This is a genomic window from Streptomyces sp. NPDC026062 (assembly GCF_055568375.1).
Genome location: NZ_JBVHOQ010000030.1, coordinates 1 through 17,466 on the forward strand (window position 1 = coordinate 1; position 17,466 = coordinate 17,466).

The following is a 17,466-nucleotide window of genomic DNA, read 5'->3' on the forward strand; positions in this document are numbered from 1 at the left end:
ACAGCGCCAGCCCCACATCGTCACCGGCTACTTCAAAGCCCCGCACGTCCGATACGTCCTCGACGAGTGAACCCAATGAGTTTCTGATCAATAGCCCGTAGCACCCGCTCCGCTGTGCATCTTGAGATGCGAGACTCCTACGCGGTCGACAACAAGACTGGCCGCTACGCCGAGTGGAAGGCGGGTAAGCGTCACGATCCGGATGACCGCTCGTCGTGGTGGCGCCCTTGGCACTCGCTCGTCACTGAGACCGTGGCCCGAGGTGTCGTGGTGCGTCGGGCTCGCATCGTCTCCGAGCCGGTTTCGGAGTACATCCGGTTCGAGTACGACGGTACGTTCATGAACGTGGCGGCGGGTGAGCTCGTGCGCTGGCTCCCGCGACGGCAGGCGTCCGAGCTGGCGTTGCCCGGCAACGACTTCTGGGTGTTCGACGACGGGGTCGTTCGCTTTGGCCACTTCTCAGGAGACGGCGAGTACCTGGGCGAGCAGTGGACGGAAGATCCCGCCGTTGCTGACCTTTGCTCGTCGGCCTTCGAAGCGGTGTGGCGGCGTGCCACGCCGCACGAGGACTTCAAGGTCTGACGACTCGATTCCCACCCCCTGGATAGCTAGCTCATGTCCGTATCTCCATCGTCCAGCGCGCAGGCTGCCCGTGAGGCACTTGCCGCACGCCTCAGGGACCTGCGCTTGGACGCGGGATTCACAGGGCGCGAGCTAGCTACCCGGGCCGGCTGGAGCACGGCCAAGGCATCACGGATCGAGAACGCCAAGACCCCACCGTCAGACGCAGACATCCGGGCATGGTGCGCGGCTTGCGGTGCGGACGACCAGACTGCCGACCTGATCGCGGCGAACCGTTCCGCCGACTCCATGTACGTCGACTGGCGCCGGAAGCAGCGAACGGGGCTGCGCAGGCTGCAAGAATCCGCGGTGCCTCTGTTCGAGCGAACACGGCACTTCCGGGTCTACTGCTCCAACGTCGTCCCTGGGCTCATCCAGACAGACGGGTACGCACGGGCGCTCCTGACCTCGATCACAGAGTTTCGGCAGATTCCGAACGATGTTGAACAGGCAGTCGAGGCGCGCATGGCTCGATCCCACGTGATTCGCGAGGGTGACCACCGCTTCGGGCTGTTCATAGAGGAAGACGTCCTGTACTACGGTTTCGGCGATGCTGAGGTTATGGCTGGTCAGCTCGGTTATCTGTTGGCCGTCATGTCGCTGCCTTCCGTCTCGCTGGGGATCATCCCGCGCACCGCCCCTCGCCGCATGTGGCCGATCGAGACGTTCATGGTGTTCGACGACGAGCGGGCGGCTGTCGAACTGCTCTCGGCAGACGTGACGGTCACGGCACCGTCCGAAGTTGCTCTGTATGTAAGGGCTTTCGGTGAACTCGCTGAGATGGCTGTCTACGGTGGACGCGCCCGCGCACTGGTGACCGACGCCATTACCTCGCTCGGGTAACTCGCGCGCAATCTCGTGTAACAACGTAGCTAGCCCTCCGCCGCTGTTCCTAGCGTTGTCGTCGTCCGGAAGACAACGCGGAGGGTGCGGCATGGCGACGGCAGCGCAGCAGGAGACACCACGGGTCAATCCGCTCTCACGGGACCGCTTCTATCCGCGAGCGATCCGGGCGGTGGCCGGGGCGCGGGCCTTCACGCAGGCCACCTTGCAGAAATGGAGGCTGGACCGTCGCGCGGACGACATCGTCCAGTGCGTCAGTGAGCTGTCCGCGAACGCCGTCCTGCACGGAGTACCGCCGGGGCGTGGCTTTCTGCTTCGGCTGGTGTGTGTCGAAGACGGCCTGCGTATCGAGGTGCACGACAGCGGAAGGCGCATGCCGCAGCTCCCGCGGACCAACGTGGGCACCGATGCGACGACCGGGCGCGGGCTGCTGCTGGTGGCCTCGCTCTCGGACGCATGGGGCGTGCGGGCGCGGAACGCCGGCAAAGCCGTCTGGACCGAGTTCCGCCACTGATCGAGAGGGGCATTCATGGAGTCATCCGACCGCGCGCGGCTCGACACGTACTTCGGCAAGATCGCCGAGACGTTCGCACCGACCGAACTTCCGTCCTCGCTGCTGATCACTCATCTGCTGATCGAGCGCCCCGCATTCGTCGGTGCGGTGGGCAACGTGACGAACCTGCGGGCTGTACTGCCCAAGCCCAAGTCCATCCACGCGGGTGCACGCCGGGAAATCGAGCAGACCGTGGCGTGCGACGAGCTGTCCCGCGGCATGTTCAGTGATCCGGATACTGCCGTGTCCTACCTGGAGACCAGGGCAGCCGGCGAGAACGTCGTCTTGCTCGACGTGGGCGGGTACTTCACTCCCTCGCTGGACGCGCTCTGTGAACAGTTCTCGGGAACCATCCTCGGCGTGGTCGAGGACACCGAGAACGGCCACAAGCGCTACGCGGAGCGGGACAAGCTGCCTTGTCCCGTCGTCTCGGTGGCCCGGAGCCCGCTGAAGGACCCGGAAGACTTCTTGGTCGGTCAGTCGGTCGTGTTCTCTGCCGAGGCCCTGTTACGGCAGCGCAAGGACATCCTGCACGGGCGTCCCGCCCTGGTCCTAGGTTTCGGCAAGCTCGGGTCCAGCATCGCTCGTCTGCTGCACGTCAAGGGCGTCCGGGTCATCGTCTACGACATCGACCCCGTGCGGCGCGCACAGGCCATGTCACAAGGGTTCGAGGTTGCCCGGGACCGAGACCAGGCAATAGCCACGGCCGGACTGGTGCTGTGCGCGACGGGAGCGCTGTCACTGCGCGGCGAGGACTTCCCGCAGCTCAAGAACGGTGCGTACGTGGCGACCGTGACCAGCTCGGAAGACGAGTTGGAGCTGAGCGGACTGCCCTCGGGCTATGTCCGTGACAGTGCCGGTGAGCACGTGAGCTGAGCCGGTACAGCACGACCGGGCACTACTTCTATCGGCTGAATGGGGGCGAGGCGGTCAACTTCATCCACGGCGCGAGCGTTGGACCGTTCATCTTCCTCGTTCAGTCCGAAATCCTCGCGGGCGCGGCCATGCTCGCTCGCGGCGGTCTCGATGCGGCCATGCACGAGGTCCCCGCCAAAGACCGGGCAGCCATCGCGGCTACCTGGCTCCACTACTACAACAGGTGAACCCATGCCCATCACCGCAGACCACATCCGCACGACGCTCACCGAGTACGCCGACGCGCACCCCGAGGACAAGCACGCTCTCGCCCCTCTGGCCGAGCTACTGGACCAGGGCGCGGACGTGACCAGCCGGAAGGAGCTCCGTGGACACGTCACCGCAGGTGCGGTGCTCGTCAACGACCGGGGCGAGGCGCTGTTCATCCATCACAAGGCGCTCGACAAGTGGCTGACCCCGGGCGGGCACCTTGAGCCCGAGGACGCGACCCTTTTGGGCGCTGCGCTCCGCGAACTGGTCGAGGAAACGGGAGTGACGCTCAGCCTTGCCCCTGTCCGGCCCACGCCCGTACACATCGACGTGCACCCGATCCCCGCGAACGACAGCAAGGGCGAGGGCGCCCACTGGCACGCGGACTTCCGGTTCGTGTTACGCGTGACCGGCGACCAGGCCGTGACGCTCCAGGAGGAAGAAGTAGGCGGCTACGCGTGGCGCAGCGAGGAGACCATCGCAGACGAGACACTGCGCGCTCGTGTCGCCGCAGTGCTCCGTTAGGACCGTCTCACGGGCATCAGCCGCCCGAGTCTGGAACGTGGCGCTGAACAGCAAAAAGGCCCCGTTCGTCTGCCGTCTCGTCTGGCAGGTGGGCGGGGCTCACGGCTGTTTGGACGTTCGACTTACTAGATCATCGGTGGCGCAGCAGGGTGTGTGTTTAGAGGGATCTCCTGGTGAGGACCGCGTCGTACGAGCCGTGGGGCAGCCGCTCCGTCCACCGCAGGTCCTTCAGGTCGGCGGTCACGAAGGTGACGCGCTCGTCGCCGGCGAAGGAGCCGCGGGCGATGGCGAGCAGTGCCGGATCGAGGTCGACACCGGTACTGGTGGCCTTCGGGAACCGTCGCAGCAGCCGGTCCGTAATACTTCCCGTACCGCACGCGAGGTCGAGCACCTGCGGTTCGGGGCCGACGAAAGCCTCGACCATGTCGAGCATCACCGAAAACGTTCCTCGCGGTCGGGCATGTACCACTCCTGCTGCCGGTCCCAGCTGTTCTGCCAGGCCTGCCAGTCGGCGCCCGTCGCTGTCCCCGTCATCGCTTCCTCCGTCACGCGAGAACCTCCATGTAATACCCTGGAACCGGATCAGACCATTACATCATCGTCGCATCGACCTTAGACCGACGCCGTAAGGACTACAAGTGGAACTGGCCTATTACTCGGACTACGCCGTACGCCTGGTCAACACCGAGGAGCCGGCCCGCAACAAGGACGCCCTCACCTCGGTAGTCGCGGTGCGCGAACTCTTCGGCGCCAACGGGCAGGCGGCCCGGCGGGCGACCGACGCGGACGTGACCCGTTTCCGGTCCGTACGGGCCCGGCTGCGCGCGGTCTTCGAGGCGGCCGACGGCGGCGACGAGACGCTCGCGGTCGACCTGCTCAACTCACTGCTGCTGGAGTTCCCGGTCAGCCCGCAGATCTCCGGTCACGATTTCCGGGACGCGGACGGCAAGCCGGACTGGCACATGCATCTCGCCGACCACCCGTCCAACGCCACGGCCGGCTACACCGCGATCGCCGCGATGGGCCTCGCCTTCCACCTCACCTCGTACGGCGTGGACCGGCTCGGCCTGTGCGAGGCGGCGCCCTGCCGCAACGCCTACCTCGACACCTCGACCAACCGTTCCCGCCGCTACTGCTCGGACCGCTGCGCGACCCGCGCCAACGTGGCCGCCTACCGGGCCCGGAAGCGCTTGGAGACGGAGCGCGCGGCGGAGACCGGCCGCAGCGCGGAGACGGCCCAGACGACCACACCGCGCACCGAGCGCTGATCCTTCGCCAGCGGCCGGTAGCGGGCCCGGACCCTGGCCAGCACGAGTTCCTCGGGCACGGTCCCGTAGTCCGTGCTGTCACCGCCCGCGAAGCTGTTGTCGCCCAGCACCCACCAGCCGCCGGCCCGCCGCTCCACGGCCCGCTTGACCACCAGCAGGTCCTGCTGGAACGGATGGCGCAGAATCACCACGTCACCGGGGCGCACCGGCGCCCCGTACTGCACGAGGAGCCAGTCCCCGTGGTAGAGGGTGGGCACCATCGAAGGGCCCGTCACCTCCACCACCTGGAACGGCACTCGCGCCGCCAGCCCCCGTCCGGGCTGCTCATCGGTCAGCTCCGGCACCTCCGGCACCTCCCGCATCTCTCCGGCACCTCCCAGGTCCGTCCCGTACACGGTCCCCCACAGGGTTCCGTACATTCGGCCACTGGTCCCATCCTCACCCTGGACTTTTGGCCTAAGCCCATGGGGGCACCCGCAAAATCAGGCTTCTCACGGAGTAATGTCCCACCTGAGAAGACGATCACGAGGAAGGACAGCCCCATGCTTTCCCGCCTGTTTGCCCCCAAGGTGAAGGTCAGCGCCCACTGCGACCTGCCCTGCGGCGTGTACGACCCGGCCCAGGCCCGCATCGAGGCGGAGTCCGTCAAGGCCGTCCAGGAGAAGTACCAGGCCAACGAGGACCCGCACTTCCGGGCCCGTGCGGTGGTCATCAAGGAGCAGCGCGCCGAGCTCGCCAAGCACCACGTCTCGGTGCTGTGGAGCGACTACTTCAAGCCCCCGCACTTCGAGAAGTACCCGCAGCTGCACCAGCTGGTCAACGACGCCCTCAAGGCGCTGTCGGCCGCGAAGGGCTCCACGGACCCGGCCACGGGCCAGAAGGCGCTCGACCTGATCGCCGAGATCGACAAGATCTTCTGGGAGACCAAGAAGGCTTGATCTTCGGCCCGGCCGTCTGACCTGAAATTTCGCCGGTCATTCGGCTATCTGACCGCACCCGGTCCGCAGGACGCCCGCAACGGCGTACGTCACGGACCGGGTGCGGTCTTCTTCGTCCGGGCGCGGACGCGGGCAGTGCGGGCTGATGACGAGAACGTGCGTGGGGCCAGATCCTGAGCGATCCGGCCAACAACCGGTCGCGTGATCACACGCCCCGTGATCCCTAATCGGCGACGAAGGGGGCGTATCCAGCCGGGACCTCACTGACCTGAAGGTAGGGAAGATCAAGGTCAGCTGATGCGCGTTCGCCCCAATGGGGACCTCATGGAATCCGATCCGACGGCCTTCGACGTCTCGCACCGTCCCCCACGCAGTACCGAAAGAGAGATACCGGAGGTGTGGCGACGCGATACCGGTACAGGGATCAGCCGTTGCGTGGACGACCTCGCAGTCGCGCATGTAGTTGATGTATCCGTGGTGCACGACCGCGTGATCGAAGGTCTCGTCCAACATCTGTTCAAGTACATCAGTATTTATGCTGCGTTCCACCTCACGTGACGAGACGTTCCCCAACAACATTCACGGGGCTCACGCGCTGCCGTCACTGCCCGCTGCCGCGAGGACAGCAGCCGCCAGGCGGCGCGTGGTGCAGCGGCTACCAACTTGCCTGCGAAGCCGGCCCCACGGCCATGCCGCCTGGATGATGCGCGCCCTCGCCCATCAATCCCTCAGCCTCAAGCAACCCCACCACTGCGTGGACCTCGTCAAAGGCGCCCTCACCCGCGGCCTCGGCAACTTCGACGGCCAGACGGAAGCGCTCCTCCGCATCACGCATGCCCGCACCGACGAAGCGGTCGCGGCCTGGACACAGGCCCCGTGCTCATGGAGGGCATGACCTCCGACCGCACACACAAGGCGATCACCTCGATCCGCTCCACGCTCGCGGTGTACCAGCGCCGCCGCGTCCCAGGTGCAGCAGACCTTGCCCGCCGAGCCCGCGAAGCCCTCGCCTAACATGCCCAACAACCTGCCCGACGAAGGAAACCCCGTGGCTCAGCAGACCGACAATCGTCCTCCAGCCCTCGATCCGGCGCTCGACTCGATGACGCTGCTGGTTGCGGCCGTCATCGTCTACGACAAGACCACCAACCGCGTCGTGCTTCTCCAGCGCAGCGAGAATGCGAAGTTCGCCCAAGGGATGTGGGATCTGCCCGTCGGCAAGAGCGAACCGGGCGAGCCCATCACTGAAACGGCAGTTCGCGAGCTCTACGAAGAGACCGGCCTCACGGTGAAGCCCGAGTCCCTTAAGGTTGCGCACATCATTCACGGAGCCTGGGGCGTTGAGTCCCCCAATGGATTCCTCACGGTCGTATTCGCCACCCATGAATGGGCCGGCGAACCCGAAAACCGCGAGCCTCACAAGCACTCCCAAGTCCGCTGGGTCGACGCCGACGCCATCCCTGACGTCTTCGTGGCAACAACCTCCAGCGCCCTACACCATTACCTCGCAGATGGCCCGGAACTCTCTCTCGACGGCTGGGGATAGGAAGCCGAGTTCGCGCACCCGGGTGGAGCTTGGGATAAAAGGCTCAAACTGGACGTGTCCGCAAGACGCCAGATCAGGACCGTCGCACCCCATCGCCAGCCATCAGCAAAAGGCCGGGCCGGCGACCCGCAGGGAAGATCCCCGCAGGTCGCCGACCTGGCCATTACTGGGAGACCAAAAAGGCTTGATCGGCCGGCCGGTCGGCCCCTGGCCGGACCGCAGGTCAGCGCAGAAATGAGAGACACCCGGATGCTTCGCGCCGCCGGCCGGCACGGTGGGTGCCTGCCGGTCTGCGTGAAACCCGAAGCGGGCTCGCGGACAGGGCTCCCGCCGGTCGAAGCAGGACCAGAAGCCCCGGGAGATCCCGGGCGCACCCTGCACCGGATCCGGAACGCCGGCCCACCGGTTCGTGTCGTACCGCTCGCTGCGCACTACGCTGGCCGGCGTGAACACGCCGTCGACCCCCCGACTGACCCTGAACGCCGCCCGCGCCCTGCAGAACGTGCTCCGAACCGAGATCGGGCCGGGGCTCACCGAACAGGAACTCGACGCGGTCGAGACGCGGTTCGGCTTCACTTTCTCGGCGGACCACCGGGTCTTCCTCGCCGCCGGGCTCCCGCGCGGCTCGTCGCGGTGGCCGGACTGGCGCTACGGCGACCACGAGGACCTGGCCGGGCGGCTGGCACGGCCGGTGGAGGGCGTGCTCTTCGACGTGGAGCACAACGCGTTCTGGCATCCCGCCTGGCCGTCGAAGCCGGCGGAGAAGGCCGAGGCACTGGGCGTCGCGAGGACCGCCCTGGAAAGCGTGCCGCAACTGGTTCCGGTCTACGGACACCGCTATCTGCCCGGCACGGCGGGCGAGCGCGGACATCCCGTTCTGTCCGTCTACCAGACCGACGTCATTTTGTACGGAAACGACCTCACCGACTACATCCAGCATGAATTCGGCGGTCGGCCGAGCGACCTTCTCGCTCACTCGACCGTCGACTTCTGGTCGTACTTCGTCGAGGAAGAGCCTGACGTCGACGTCACGGCACCCAGGCCGTTCACGCCGTAGCCACGACCACGGAGAAGGCCGTCGGCTGCCTCCGGAAGCAGCCCCTGGAACGCCTGACCGGTCGTCGGCACCACCCGGAACAGCTCATCGAAGCCGGCCGAGCCCACTGGCCGTTGCCGCGACCGCCGACCGCTGGGGCGTGAGGGAGCGGCCGGGTCCCGGAAGATACGGCTGGGCCGCTTTCGCAACCGCATCGCCGAACCCCAGGGTGCCGCCGCGTGACCATGCGCCCCGTCTCACCGAAGAGGGCATGCCCTGTCGGTGTTCGCGCAGGGGGACGGTGGCGTCGTCGAGTGCTCCTGCTGGGAGGTGCCCGCCGACCAAGTGCGTCCGCCGACGCTTCACTGCGATGCCGGTCAGTACGACGGCGAAGTGACCCGAGCACGCTCGGATCGGTGGTGGCAGGCCCTGGCGTTGTGACGCACCGCTCGGGTCCCGAGCGGTGCGTGGCCGTCAGGCCCTGCGGATGGCGGAACGGGTAGACGTCCGGGACATGGATAGGGACGACGACGGCAGGGGTCTGCCTCAAGTCACGCGTCGCGGTACGGGGTCGGTGGCGGTCGATGATCATCCGGATCCGCTGGGATACGCGGTGCCCCGCGGACGCCGAGCGCCGAGGCGCGGCAAAGACCCCAGGGCGCACTCTCCTGGATGAGGTACGCCGAAGGGCCGTGCGTGTGGTTGTCGAGGATCGCGCGCAGCCACGGGCTGCGAACGGCAGGCAGCCGGACCAGGGTGTGCAGGAACGTTTCCCGGTCGGCCCGGAAGAGAGAGTGGGGCAGCATGGGGAGCGGGTCGTCGCGGAGTACGTCCTGGGGTATGCGGCCCGACGCGGGCACCGGCAGGTACGGCTGTGGCGAGACCAGCCGCAGCCACACCCCCAGCGGCAGTGGTACCGGGTACGCGGCCGAAGCCGGGCCGTCCCCAGGGGTCCAGGTCCGGCCCGTCCGCGGATGGATCGGTACGAGGAGGATGTCGGCGTCCGCGCCGGGGGAAGGCCGTCCCGGTCCGGCCAGGACGGCATGCCGCTTCGGGGCGCCCGTGGGCAGCAGGGTGTCGAGCGCGCGCTGGAACACCTCCGTGGCCGCACCGTCGGGGACCTTCACCGGCTGCCCGAGGGAGGCCACCAGCAGATGGGCGAGCGCATGGCCGGCCGCCGCTTCCCACTGCGGACTCCACGACCAGTAGTGGCTCGGCCCCAGCGGCCCTCCCCACGTGGAAATCGGCTCCAACAGGGGCGTTTCCTCCCCCTGTTCCGCCAGTTCCGCCCAGGAGAGGGGCACAGTACGGGTGCCGTCGACGGGGGTGCGGTGCACGGTGTCAGGGCTGAGCCGTACCGCTTGCCAGAGTGAGCAGTCGTCGACTCTGGTCGCCACGGGGAGATCGCATGCCTCGCAGGCCATGTTGGGCCCGTCGGCTCCGTCGAGGCCGCAGCAGGCGCCACCGCGCCGCTCAGGGATCAGCCGGGTTCCACGGATATCACCGGGTGCGATGACGGACGCTCCGGGCGTGCCGTCGGAGAGGGCGCGGACCGGCGCGTAGATGCCGCGTGTCTCCGCCTCGGCCGGATCGATCTCGTCCCACTTCCGCCACGGCCCGCCCCAGGGGTCCGGGTCGACGGCGAATGTTCCCGGCCGCATGAGAACCGGGAGCTGGGCCCCGTTTCCGTATGACTGGCGGGCGTGGAGCGGCAGTGCGACCTGGGACAGCGCGGTGGTCAACTCGGCACCACATCCCGCACATACGAAGACGTACAAACTTTCCTCCACTGGGGAATCAGGCACATCTTCGCAGTTCGCCGAATGCCGGCCAACGGGTTTGCTCGTCGCCGGAGGAACGGAATCCGCCGTCTCCCAGGTCCTGTGCATACCCGGGTGGCTGGAGGAACAGTGCTTCTCGCAGAGCTACTCGGCGGCTATGCCCGGGAGGACTGGTCGGGCGGCAGGTGCGGCTCCGGGGCGGGAGGATCCGGTCGGCAGCGCGACGCCGGATTCAGCCAACCCGGCCGGAGGGTCCGGGGCCGCCGCTAGGATCCGTAGGTCACGACGTGAGGCGGACGGGGCCCGGGCATGGACGACAGGAACGACGCCAAGATCAAGCGGGCGCTCGGGATCCAGACCTGGAGGAATCTCTCCAGGGACAAGGTGATCAAGTTCGCGGCCACCATGCCCGAAATGGCAACCGAGGTGCGTCTGAAGATCGTTGAGCAGTTCCCCGCCTTCAAGGATCTCGCCAAGAATTCCGTGGATTCGGTCAGGACGGCACACGAGTCCACGCTCTCGGCGAACGAGAAGAGCCAGGAACATTTTCATCGAGCCTCCCAGCAGCAAAGGGACATGCTCACGAACGAACTCAACAGAGACGATCTCAGCTGGGAACAGCGGCAATCCCTGCATGAGAGTTTCCAGCGAAACGTATCGATGGAGTCGCAGAAGGACAGCGAGTCCAAGCGTTTCCTGGACAGGGGGCTCAGGACGGTGGCAGTCACCGCCAGTGGCGCGCTCGTCCTGGGAGCGGTGTTCGTCGGCGCCAGGGTGTTGGGCGGGAGCAAGGACGGCCCCCAGGACTCGATGGAGACCTGAGGGCTGCCAGTCGGCTGTCGATGCCTGACCAGCGGTGGGGCCGCCGGTCGTTGCATCGGAATCAGCAGGGGGCCGGCGTCCGTCGCATCGGAACCGGCAGGGGAACCGTGCCTCGGACTGCCTGATCCCGGCATGACGGCCTGCCCGGAAACCCGCGTACTGTGCGCCTGTCGGGCAGCCACCGCACAGGAGGAACGGATGTTTCTGGTACCCCTGGCCCTGGGCCTCGGGCTGATGCTGTTCGGGCTTGCGTTGGCGACGGACCACCGCGGTTTCGCCGGCAGGGTCGTGGACACGTACTTCAATCCCGCCTACGCCGATGCCAGAACCCTGAAGAAGCTCGGCCGGATGGGCTTCGACCAGCCGGGGATGGACTTCCTCCGTCTCGCCCCACTCCAGCGGCGGCTCGTACGGATCTGGGGCGGAGCGCTCTCCGCCTTGGGACTCGCGTTCATGAGCGCAGGTGTCGTACTACTGGTCCGCGCCTGACTGCGCCCGACTGCGCCCGACGCTCGTAGCGTGTCGGTGCGTGCTCCCGCCGAGACCTGCCGGGGAGCAGACGACCGACCGCTGACGACCGACCGCGGGGCCCCGCGTCCGCGGTCGGTCGTCGGCTTACAGCGCGCTCCGCGCACCGTCACCCCCGTGCGCCGGTCTTCTCCCGCCGAGGCCCGAGAAAGGCTCCGGCCAGCAGGGCTCCCGCCAGGACCAGGGCCGAGTTGACCAGGATGGCGAGGGAGACCCCGGAGAGGACGCCCCCGGGTCCCGCCTCGCCGAGCGCGGACATCCGGGCGGTGGCGACGGCGCTCATGACCGGGATACCCAGGGTGATGCCGACCTGCTGGGTCATCGTGGCGAGGCCGGTGGCCAGGCCCTGCTCACCGTCGGGGAGGCCGGAGGTCGCGGTGACCATGAAGCCGACGATCATCAGCATGTTGCCGATGCCGCCGATGAACGTGGCTGCCAGCAGAAGCCAGATCCATGCCCCGGAGGTGCCGAGCGCCACCAGCGAGAGCGTGGCGACGGCCTGGATGACGCCACCGGCGACGATGGTCGTCCGGTTGCCGAACCGGCCCACGGCCCGGCCGCCGAGCGTGCCGCCGATCACCGTGCCGATGCCCAGGACCCCGAAGGCGAGGCCCGTCGCGAGCGGCGAGTAGCCGAGGACTTCCTGGAGGTAGAGCGTCAGCAGGAAGACCAGCGAGGTCTCGGTGACGAAGGCGATCAGGCCGGTGGTGTTGCCCCAGATGACGCTGCGGCGCTTGAGGATGTGTACGGGAACGAGCGGTGCGGCCGCCCGCTTCTCGACGAACCAGAAGCCGATGAGCAGGGCGACGCCGGCGAGAAGTGCGACGAGTGTGGTGGGCGTGGTCCAGCCGGTCGCACCGGCCTGGGTCAGGCCGAAGACCAGGAGCAGCAGTCCGCCGGTGACGGTCGCGGCACCGGGGACATCGAGCTTGGGCCGTACGGCCGGGCGCGAGTCGGTGATGACGGACGGGGCCAGGGCGACGACGAGGGCGGTGACGGGGACGTTGACGAAGAAGGCCCAGCGCCAGGAGAGCAGGTCGGTGAGGAGTCCGCCGAGGATCGCGCCCGCCGTGAAGCCCGCGGACATCAGCGCTCCGTTGAGGCCGAGGGCACGCTCGCGCAGTGGGCCCTCCTTGAAGGCAGTGGTCAGCAGGGCGAGGCCGGCCGGGGTGACGGCCGCGGTGGCAAGGCCCTGGAGGACCCGCGCGATGAGCAGGACCTCGGGGGAGGTCGCCAGTCCGCCGAGCGCCGACGAGAGGCCGAGGACGACCATCCCGCCCACGAAGAGGCGCTTGCGGCCCACGAGGTCGGCGATACGGCCGAACAGGAGGGTGAATCCGGCGGCGGCCAGGGCGAAGGAGGTGGCGATCCACTGAAGGTCCGGAAGGGAGAAGCCGAGCCCTTCACCGACGACGGGCAGTGCGACGTTCAGGATCGAGAAGTCCACGGCGATCATGAACTGGGCGCCGAGGAGAAGGGCGAGGACGAGCTTCTGCCGCCCGGTCATACGAGGGGACACCGACGCCGCGGCGACTCCGGCGGTGCCCGTGGTTCCGGTAACGCCCGTGGTTTCCATGGTTCCGGTGGTGTCCATGGTTCCGGCGGTGGCGGCGGTAGTGGTGGCGGCGGCGGTCGCCGTGGCTGTGGCGTCGCGTTGCGGGGTCTGACTGGGTGCGGACATGGGCGTCCTTCCTCGGACGGAGCATTAACGGTTCTATGGTTCCGTTAAGATGGGGATGACCGTAACAGAGGGGCGACCATTAATGGAACTGGAGAACCGTTATGACAGCCGATCGCGTGGAACCCGGCACTGTCCGGCCCGGGGGGCGCACCGCCCGGGTCCGCGAATCCGTCCTTCGCGCGGCAGGTGACGCGCTGGCCGAGCACGGATTCGACCGGCTCGACCTCGCCGATGTCGCACGCCGCGCGGAGGTCGGCAAGACGACCGTCTACCGGCGCTGGTCCTCCACCACCGGCCTCATCGCCGACCTTCTCGACGACATGGCCGATCAGTCCCTGCCGCGCGCCCGCACCGGCTCACTGGCCGAGGACCTCAGGGCCAACGCCCGGCTCGTGCTCTCCACGCTCACCGACCCGCGCCAGGGCGCGCTGTTCCGGTCCGTGATCGCCGCGGCGACCTGTGACACGCGCACGGCACAGGCGCTGCACCGGTTCTACGCGGTCCGCATCAAGGAGTGGTCGGGCTGTGTCACCGAGGCCGTCGAGCGCGGCGAGCTCCCCGCCGGCACCGATCCGGACGAGGTGATCCGCGCCGTCTCGGCCCCCCTCTACTACCGCCTGCTGGCCAGCGGCGACCCGCTCGACGAGGCTGCCGCCGACCGCGCCGCCGAAGCCGCGGTCGTGGCGGCGAAGGCGGGTACGTACGTGGTCTGAACCGGCCCCGCCCCGCCTTCCGGGGAAGCCGTCAGTCCGTCCGCAGCCGGGCCGCCCAGGGGTGGCCGGCGCCCTCGGCCAGGGTGATCGTCTCGGTCAGCCAGGCGCGCCGGCCCTCGTCGAGCACGGGCAGCGCGGCCTCGAAGTCACGCTCGTCCTTGGGCCGCCGGGACCGGGACTTGTAGAGGAGCTGGACCTCGGGGGCGAGGCAGGGGACGCCGTCCGCCGAGACCCTGCCGAGCCGGTCCAGCGGAAGACGGATCCTCGGGTCGCGGCGGAACACCCAGTCGCCGCCCTCCGCGTCGTCGAGCATGAACTGCACCCGCCACGGTTCGCCGGCGCCCGGCCGGCACCAGATGTCGTGGACCTCCGGGGGCAGGGTCTCGCCGGGGAGCCAGGGCCGCAGCGTGCCGGGCGGATCGGCGGCCCACCACTGCCAGTCCGGCAGGATCCGCTGGATCGCGAGCTGGTCGCGGCGCAGCATGAGTACGTCGACGTCGCTGTGGTCCCGGTAGGCGCGGCCCACCGCCAGCTCGACCGCGTACCCTCCCGCGATCCACCACGGCGTACGCAGGGGGGACAGCAGGCGCACTGCGTCGGCCAGAGGCATCGGGTCCCAGGGACCCCAGGGGGTTTCCGTGCGCATCCCGGGTCAGCCCGCGGTGAGGAGGTGGCGGTAGCTGTCGGGGTGCTCGCGGAGATACGCGGCCAGGCTCATGGGCGGCCGGCCCGTGAGGGAGGCCACGGCGTCCGAGACCTCCGACATCTCCCCTGCCGCGATGGCCTCGTACGAGGTCACCCAGCCGGCCACCTCCCAGTCCTGTGCTCCGTAGTGGGACCGCGAGGCATAGGCCTCCTCGCGGGTCTCCGGCACATAGGTGATGGTCCGTCCGGTGACCCGGCTCAGCTCTTCGGCGGCCTCGGCGAGGGTGAACGCCTCGGGCCCGGTCAGGTCGTACGTCTCCCCGTCGTGCGTCGGGCCGGTGGAATCGGAGCCGGCCAGCAGTACGGCGGTCGCCGCGTCGGCGATGTCCTCGTGGGCCACCGCCGCGACCCTGCCGTCGCCCGCCGGGCCGCGCAGGACACCGTCGGTGCCGGTCATCGCCGGGATTCCCGCCAGGTACCAGCTGTCGCGCAGGAAGGTGTGCCGAACACCGGAGACCCGGATGTGGGCCTCGGTGTCCCAGTGGTCGCGGGCGAAGGTGAACGTCGCGTCGGGTGCGGCGCCGAGGAACGACACGTACACGATCCGTTCGACGCCCGCCGCGACCGCCGCGTCCACGGCCGTCGTGTGCTCGCGCACCCGGTCCGGGCTCTCGTGCGCCGAGACGAGGAACAGGGTGTGCGCCCCTGCCAGGGCGCGCCGCATGGCCTCCCCGTCGCCGTAGGGAGCGGCCGGTGCGGTGTCGGCGCCGGGGAGTTCGGGCAGCCGGGACGGGTCGCGGCCCAGAAGCCTCACGGGAACGCCGGCCCGGGTCAGTCGCTTCGCGACACGGCCGCCGAGCGCGCCGCTCGCACCGGTGACGGCGGTGAGGGGGCCGTTCGTGACGCCTTCGGAGTTCCGCGTGGGGTCAGTGGAGTCAGTGGGGTCTGTGGGGTTCATGTAGGGGTGCCTTCCTTGTGCGGCCAGGGGCGCACCTCCACGACCGCCTCGACCGGAACCGGTCCGTAGATGTGCGGGAACTCCTCGCCTCCGGGCGAGAGCGACTCGTACCGCACGGGTGCCGGGAGCCGTTCGGTGTCGATGACCAGCACCACCAGGTTCTGGTCACCGGCCCCGGCCCGGCTCCCGGCGCCGTACAGCAGTGCGGCCACACCGGCGAGCTGGTGCGGCAGCGAGCAGTGGATGAAGCCCTCTTCGTGCAGGGTGCGGCCGCGGGTGGACATCTCGTACGTCCCGGTCCCGCGGGCCGCCTCCCACAACGGGCGTTCGGTCAGGTGCAGCAGTTCGGCCATGGGCCAAAGCTAGCCGCGTCGACGCGTCCTGCGGGCCATCAGTGTGGCTGCCGAGCCGGCGACCAGCAGAGCGGCCGCGATTCCGCCGATCACCCATTCACCGCCGCGCGAACCCGTGTCGGGCAGCTGCCCGCCGGGGTGGGGCGGCCGGCTGTGCGTGGGGGTGGGGTGCGGCGCCGGCGTCGACTCCGAGGGGGACGGCCCCGGGCTGTCGGAGGGAGTGGGGGTCGGTGAGTCCCTCGGGGTCGGTGTGGGCGAGTCCGTCGGGGTCGGTGTGGGCGAGTCCGTCGGGGTCGGGGACGGCGAGTCCGTCGGCGACGGCGACGGCGACGGTTCGGCATCGCAGTCCGGCAGATCACCGTTGAACGGATACGCGTGCAGCTCCTGCCCGCCCGACTCGCCCTCCGAGGTGTGGGTCAGCGAACCGGCGCTGTAGAAACGGCCGTTGGTGCCGCTGATGGCGAGGGTCGTCATGCTGGACTGCTGCCCGATGAGCACGCTGCCCTGGAACTGGCCGGTGCCCTTCAGCCCGATCGTGGTCGCGTCGGGGAAGTTCCACATCAGGTTCTCGCGGAGTCCGGACTGCGGCAACGAGTCCATGTACGTGCTGATGTTGCTCGTACTTCCGTACACGTTGATCAGCACGGTCGCGCCGTCCGGGATGTCCCGGAAGAAGATGCCGGCCTGCCCGCCCGCCTCCGTGGTCAGGTCGGCGTCCACCGCGAAGACCTGGAGGGCGGAGGAATTGTCGCCGGTGAAGTAGGTGTCGGCGTCGTCCTTCTCCACCGTGCCGTTCGCCGGGCGCCGGTGAGCCTCGTTGTCGTCGTACGCGTAGCAGTGGCTGGCCGCCGTCAGCTGGTCGCGCAGCGCGGCGTACGGCTCGATGGCGTCCGCGTCGTGGACCGGGTCGGGGATCACCGTCCCGCTGAGCCCCTGGGCGTAGCGAACCACCCCCTGGTTGTCCCCCTCCTCGGAAAGAAGCCTCTTCCCGTCCTGGACCGTCAGGTCACCGCCCACCGTCAGGTAGTCGGAGCCGTTGGGCGGCGGCACCCGGGATCCCACGCCCGCGACGCCGACGTTGTAGATCTGCGAGGCGCCTTCCCGCTTCATCATGTCGAACTTCCCGAGGGTGACGATCTTGCCCTCGGCCTCCGCCGCGGCCTCCCTGACCAGGTAGTCACCACCGACGAAGATGTTGATGTTGCTGTCGTGGTGGGTGACGGTGCCGCTGTTCGGATCCAGCCAGCCGGGAGGGCAGTCCTCCCCGAGGCATGGGCCCAGACCGCCGGGCAGCGGGTCGGCGGCGGCAGCGGCAGCGGCAGCGGCAGCGGCAGCGGCAGCGGGAGCGAACGCCCCCACCATGACCGCCGCCATCACCACCGTCACCGCCGCGCGGTGATTTTTATGGCTTCTACGCTCATTTGATCCCATACAGCGCAATATGCAGCTTAATCGGGTGCCCATCGGTCGTGCCACGCCGGGGAATCGCCCCGGATCCGTCGACTGCCTTCGGCCGGATGCCATCCTTCC

At 68.7% G+C, this 17,466-nt stretch carries 19 protein-coding genes and 3 pseudogenes; 13 read left to right on the forward strand and 9 right to left on the reverse strand.

Features of this window, described 5'->3' with window-relative positions:
- The first annotated feature begins 90 nt into the window (after positions 1-90).
- The 5 genes and pseudogenes from ACZ4LX_RS25270 (at position 91) to ACZ4LX_RS25290 (ending at position 3,667) form a co-directional block, all read left to right on the forward strand.
- Positions 91-582, forward strand: coding sequence for a DUF6879 family protein (locus ACZ4LX_RS25270; RefSeq protein WP_467649172.1), 492 nt, complete (start codon positions 91-93; stop codon positions 580-582).
- Positions 583-615: 33 nt separating this feature from the next.
- Complete coding sequence (locus ACZ4LX_RS25275; RefSeq protein ID WP_467649141.1) at positions 616-1,464, forward strand: helix-turn-helix domain-containing protein; 849 nt, start codon at positions 616-618, stop codon at positions 1,462-1,464.
- A 91-nt stretch (positions 1,465-1,555) separates the two neighbouring features.
- Positions 1,556-1,978: an ATP-binding protein gene (locus tag ACZ4LX_RS25280; RefSeq protein ID WP_467649139.1), complete on the forward strand. Its 423-nt coding sequence runs from the start codon at positions 1,556-1,558 to the stop codon at positions 1,976-1,978.
- 15 nt (positions 1,979-1,993) lie between these two features.
- Positions 1,994-3,120 (forward strand): annotated as a pseudogene (locus tag ACZ4LX_RS25285) (NAD(P)-binding domain-containing protein).
- A 4-nt stretch (positions 3,121-3,124) separates the two neighbouring features.
- The gene (locus ACZ4LX_RS25290; protein WP_467649136.1) at positions 3,125-3,667 is read left to right on the forward strand and encodes an NUDIX hydrolase; all 543 of its coding nucleotides are present in this window, start codon (positions 3,125-3,127) and stop codon (positions 3,665-3,667) included.
- Between the two features lie 160 nt (positions 3,668-3,827).
- Here the strand turns inward: ACZ4LX_RS25290 and ACZ4LX_RS25295 are convergent.
- A pseudogene (locus ACZ4LX_RS25295) lies at positions 3,828-4,201 on the reverse strand (class I SAM-dependent methyltransferase); the annotation flags it as partial.
- 104 nt (positions 4,202-4,305) lie between these two features.
- On the opposite strand from ACZ4LX_RS25295, the gene ACZ4LX_RS25300 reads away from it, so the two are divergent.
- A complete protein-coding gene (locus ACZ4LX_RS25300; protein ID WP_467649133.1) occupies positions 4,306-4,935 on the forward strand; it encodes a CGNR zinc finger domain-containing protein in 630 nt (209 codons plus the stop codon).
- Here the strand turns inward: ACZ4LX_RS25300 and sodX are convergent.
- Positions 4,839-5,297 carry a nickel-type superoxide dismutase maturation protease gene (sodX, locus tag ACZ4LX_RS25305; RefSeq protein WP_467649131.1) on the reverse strand — a complete coding sequence of 153 codons (459 nt, stop codon included), beginning with the start codon at positions 5,295-5,297 and terminating at the stop codon, positions 4,839-4,841. The two genes, ACZ4LX_RS25300 and sodX, sit on opposite strands and share 97 nt — an antisense overlap.
- A gap of 180 nt (positions 5,298-5,477) precedes the next feature.
- Here sodX and sodN point away from each other — a divergent pair, with 180 nt between their 5' ends.
- Positions 5,478-5,873, forward strand: a complete 396-nt coding sequence (gene sodN / locus ACZ4LX_RS25310) for a superoxide dismutase, Ni (RefSeq protein ID WP_148020672.1) — start codon at positions 5,478-5,480, stop codon at positions 5,871-5,873.
- Between the two features lie 36 nt (positions 5,874-5,909).
- On the opposite strand, the gene ACZ4LX_RS25315 is transcribed toward sodN, so the two are convergent.
- Positions 5,910-6,452: a YxiG-like protein gene (locus ACZ4LX_RS25315; RefSeq protein ID WP_467721282.1), complete on the reverse strand. Its 543-nt coding sequence runs from the start codon at positions 6,450-6,452 to the stop codon at positions 5,910-5,912.
- Between the two features lie 74 nt (positions 6,453-6,526).
- Here ACZ4LX_RS25315 and ACZ4LX_RS25320 point away from each other — a divergent pair.
- From ACZ4LX_RS25320 to ACZ4LX_RS25330, 3 genes and pseudogenes are all read left to right on the forward strand, one after another.
- Positions 6,527-6,887, forward strand: a pseudogene (locus ACZ4LX_RS25320) (tat (twin-arginine translocation) pathway signal sequence domain-containing protein); the annotation flags it as partial.
- 1 nt (position 6,888) lies between these two features.
- Positions 6,889-7,419 (forward strand): NUDIX domain-containing protein, encoded by a 531-nt coding sequence (locus ACZ4LX_RS25325; RefSeq protein WP_467649127.1) that lies wholly within the window; start codon positions 6,889-6,891, stop codon positions 7,417-7,419.
- A gap of 445 nt (positions 7,420-7,864) precedes the next feature.
- The gene (locus ACZ4LX_RS25330) at positions 7,865-8,476 is read left to right on the forward strand and encodes a hypothetical protein (RefSeq protein WP_467649124.1); all 612 of its coding nucleotides are present in this window, start codon (positions 7,865-7,867) and stop codon (positions 8,474-8,476) included.
- A gap of 530 nt (positions 8,477-9,006) precedes the next feature.
- Here the strand turns inward: ACZ4LX_RS25330 and ACZ4LX_RS25335 are convergent.
- A complete protein-coding gene (locus tag ACZ4LX_RS25335; RefSeq protein WP_467649122.1) occupies positions 9,007-10,233 on the reverse strand; it encodes a hypothetical protein in 1,227 nt (408 codons plus the stop codon).
- Between the two features lie 312 nt (positions 10,234-10,545).
- Between ACZ4LX_RS25335 and ACZ4LX_RS25340 the strand changes: the two genes are divergently transcribed.
- Positions 10,546-11,058: a hypothetical protein gene (locus ACZ4LX_RS25340; protein WP_467649119.1), complete on the forward strand. Its 513-nt coding sequence runs from the start codon at positions 10,546-10,548 to the stop codon at positions 11,056-11,058.
- Between the two features lie 198 nt (positions 11,059-11,256).
- Positions 11,257-11,547 (forward strand): hypothetical protein, encoded by a 291-nt coding sequence (locus ACZ4LX_RS25345; RefSeq protein WP_467649117.1) that lies wholly within the window; start codon positions 11,257-11,259, stop codon positions 11,545-11,547.
- A gap of 148 nt (positions 11,548-11,695) precedes the next feature.
- Here ACZ4LX_RS25345 and ACZ4LX_RS25350 read toward each other — a convergent pair whose 3' ends face one another.
- Complete coding sequence (locus tag ACZ4LX_RS25350; RefSeq protein ID WP_467649169.1) at positions 11,696-13,093, reverse strand: MFS transporter; 1,398 nt, start codon at positions 13,091-13,093, stop codon at positions 11,696-11,698.
- 275 nt (positions 13,094-13,368) lie between these two features.
- On the opposite strand from ACZ4LX_RS25350, the gene ACZ4LX_RS25355 reads away from it, so the two are divergent.
- Entirely contained in the window at positions 13,369-13,980 is a 612-nt protein-coding gene (locus ACZ4LX_RS25355; RefSeq protein WP_467649115.1) for a TetR/AcrR family transcriptional regulator, read from the forward strand.
- A gap of 31 nt (positions 13,981-14,011) precedes the next feature.
- On the opposite strand, the gene ACZ4LX_RS25360 is transcribed toward ACZ4LX_RS25355, so the two are convergent.
- From ACZ4LX_RS25360 to ACZ4LX_RS25375, 4 genes are read right to left on the reverse strand one after another with little or no spacing between them, the layout of a single operon-like run.
- Positions 14,012-14,626 (reverse strand): nucleotidyltransferase domain-containing protein, encoded by a 615-nt coding sequence (locus ACZ4LX_RS25360; RefSeq protein ID WP_467649111.1) that lies wholly within the window; start codon positions 14,624-14,626, stop codon positions 14,012-14,014.
- Between the two features lie 6 nt (positions 14,627-14,632).
- Positions 14,633-15,583 carry an SDR family oxidoreductase gene (locus tag ACZ4LX_RS25365; RefSeq protein ID WP_467649108.1) on the reverse strand — a complete coding sequence of 317 codons (951 nt, stop codon included), beginning with the start codon at positions 15,581-15,583 and terminating at the stop codon, positions 14,633-14,635.
- The gene (locus ACZ4LX_RS25370) at positions 15,580-15,936 is read right to left on the reverse strand and encodes a DUF952 domain-containing protein (protein ID WP_467649103.1); all 357 of its coding nucleotides are present in this window, start codon (positions 15,934-15,936) and stop codon (positions 15,580-15,582) included. The genes ACZ4LX_RS25365 and ACZ4LX_RS25370 overlap by 4 nt, the downstream gene beginning before the upstream one ends.
- 9 nt (positions 15,937-15,945) lie before the next feature.
- The gene (locus ACZ4LX_RS25375; RefSeq protein WP_467649100.1) at positions 15,946-17,322 is read right to left on the reverse strand and encodes a choice-of-anchor A family protein; all 1,377 of its coding nucleotides are present in this window, start codon (positions 17,320-17,322) and stop codon (positions 15,946-15,948) included.
- Positions 17,323-17,466: the final 144 nt, after the last annotated feature.

Bases quoted from the DNA above. Each gene is read 5' to 3' on its own strand.
- ACZ4LX_RS25280 (WP_467649139.1), top strand. From the start codon at position 1,556: ATGGCGACGGCAGCGCAGCAGGAGACACCACGGGTCAATCCGCTCTCA.
- ACZ4LX_RS25325 (WP_467649127.1), top strand. From the start codon at position 6,889: ATGCCCAACAACCTGCCCGACGAAGGAAACCCCGTGGCTCAGCAGACC.
- ACZ4LX_RS25340 (WP_467649119.1), top strand. From the start codon at position 10,546: ATGGACGACAGGAACGACGCCAAGATCAAGCGGGCGCTCGGGATCCAG.
- sodN (WP_148020672.1), top strand. From the start codon at position 5,478: ATGCTTTCCCGCCTGTTTGCCCCCAAGGTGAAGGTCAGCGCCCACTGC.
- ACZ4LX_RS25290 (WP_467649136.1), top strand. From the start codon at position 3,125: ATGCCCATCACCGCAGACCACATCCGCACGACGCTCACCGAGTACGCC.
- ACZ4LX_RS25370 (WP_467649103.1), bottom strand. From the start codon at position 15,936: ATGGCCGAACTGCTGCACCTGACCGAACGCCCGTTGTGGGAGGCGGCC.
- sodX (WP_467649131.1), bottom strand. From the start codon at position 5,297: ATGCGGGAGGTGCCGGAGGTGCCGGAGCTGACCGATGAGCAGCCCGGA.
- ACZ4LX_RS25360 (WP_467649111.1), bottom strand. From the start codon at position 14,626: ATGCGCACGGAAACCCCCTGGGGTCCCTGGGACCCGATGCCTCTGGCC.
- ACZ4LX_RS25345 (WP_467649117.1), top strand. From the start codon at position 11,257: ATGTTTCTGGTACCCCTGGCCCTGGGCCTCGGGCTGATGCTGTTCGGG.
- ACZ4LX_RS25350 (WP_467649169.1), bottom strand. From the start codon at position 13,093: ATGACCGGGCGGCAGAAGCTCGTCCTCGCCCTTCTCCTCGGCGCCCAG.
- ACZ4LX_RS25275 (WP_467649141.1), top strand. From the start codon at position 616: ATGTCCGTATCTCCATCGTCCAGCGCGCAGGCTGCCCGTGAGGCACTT.
- ACZ4LX_RS25315 (WP_467721282.1), bottom strand. From the start codon at position 6,452: ATGTTGTTGGGGAACGTCTCGTCACGTGAGGTGGAACGCAGCATAAAT.
- ACZ4LX_RS25355 (WP_467649115.1), top strand. From the start codon at position 13,369: ATGACAGCCGATCGCGTGGAACCCGGCACTGTCCGGCCCGGGGGGCGC.
- ACZ4LX_RS25365 (WP_467649108.1), bottom strand. From the start codon at position 15,583: ATGAACCCCACAGACCCCACTGACTCCACTGACCCCACGCGGAACTCC.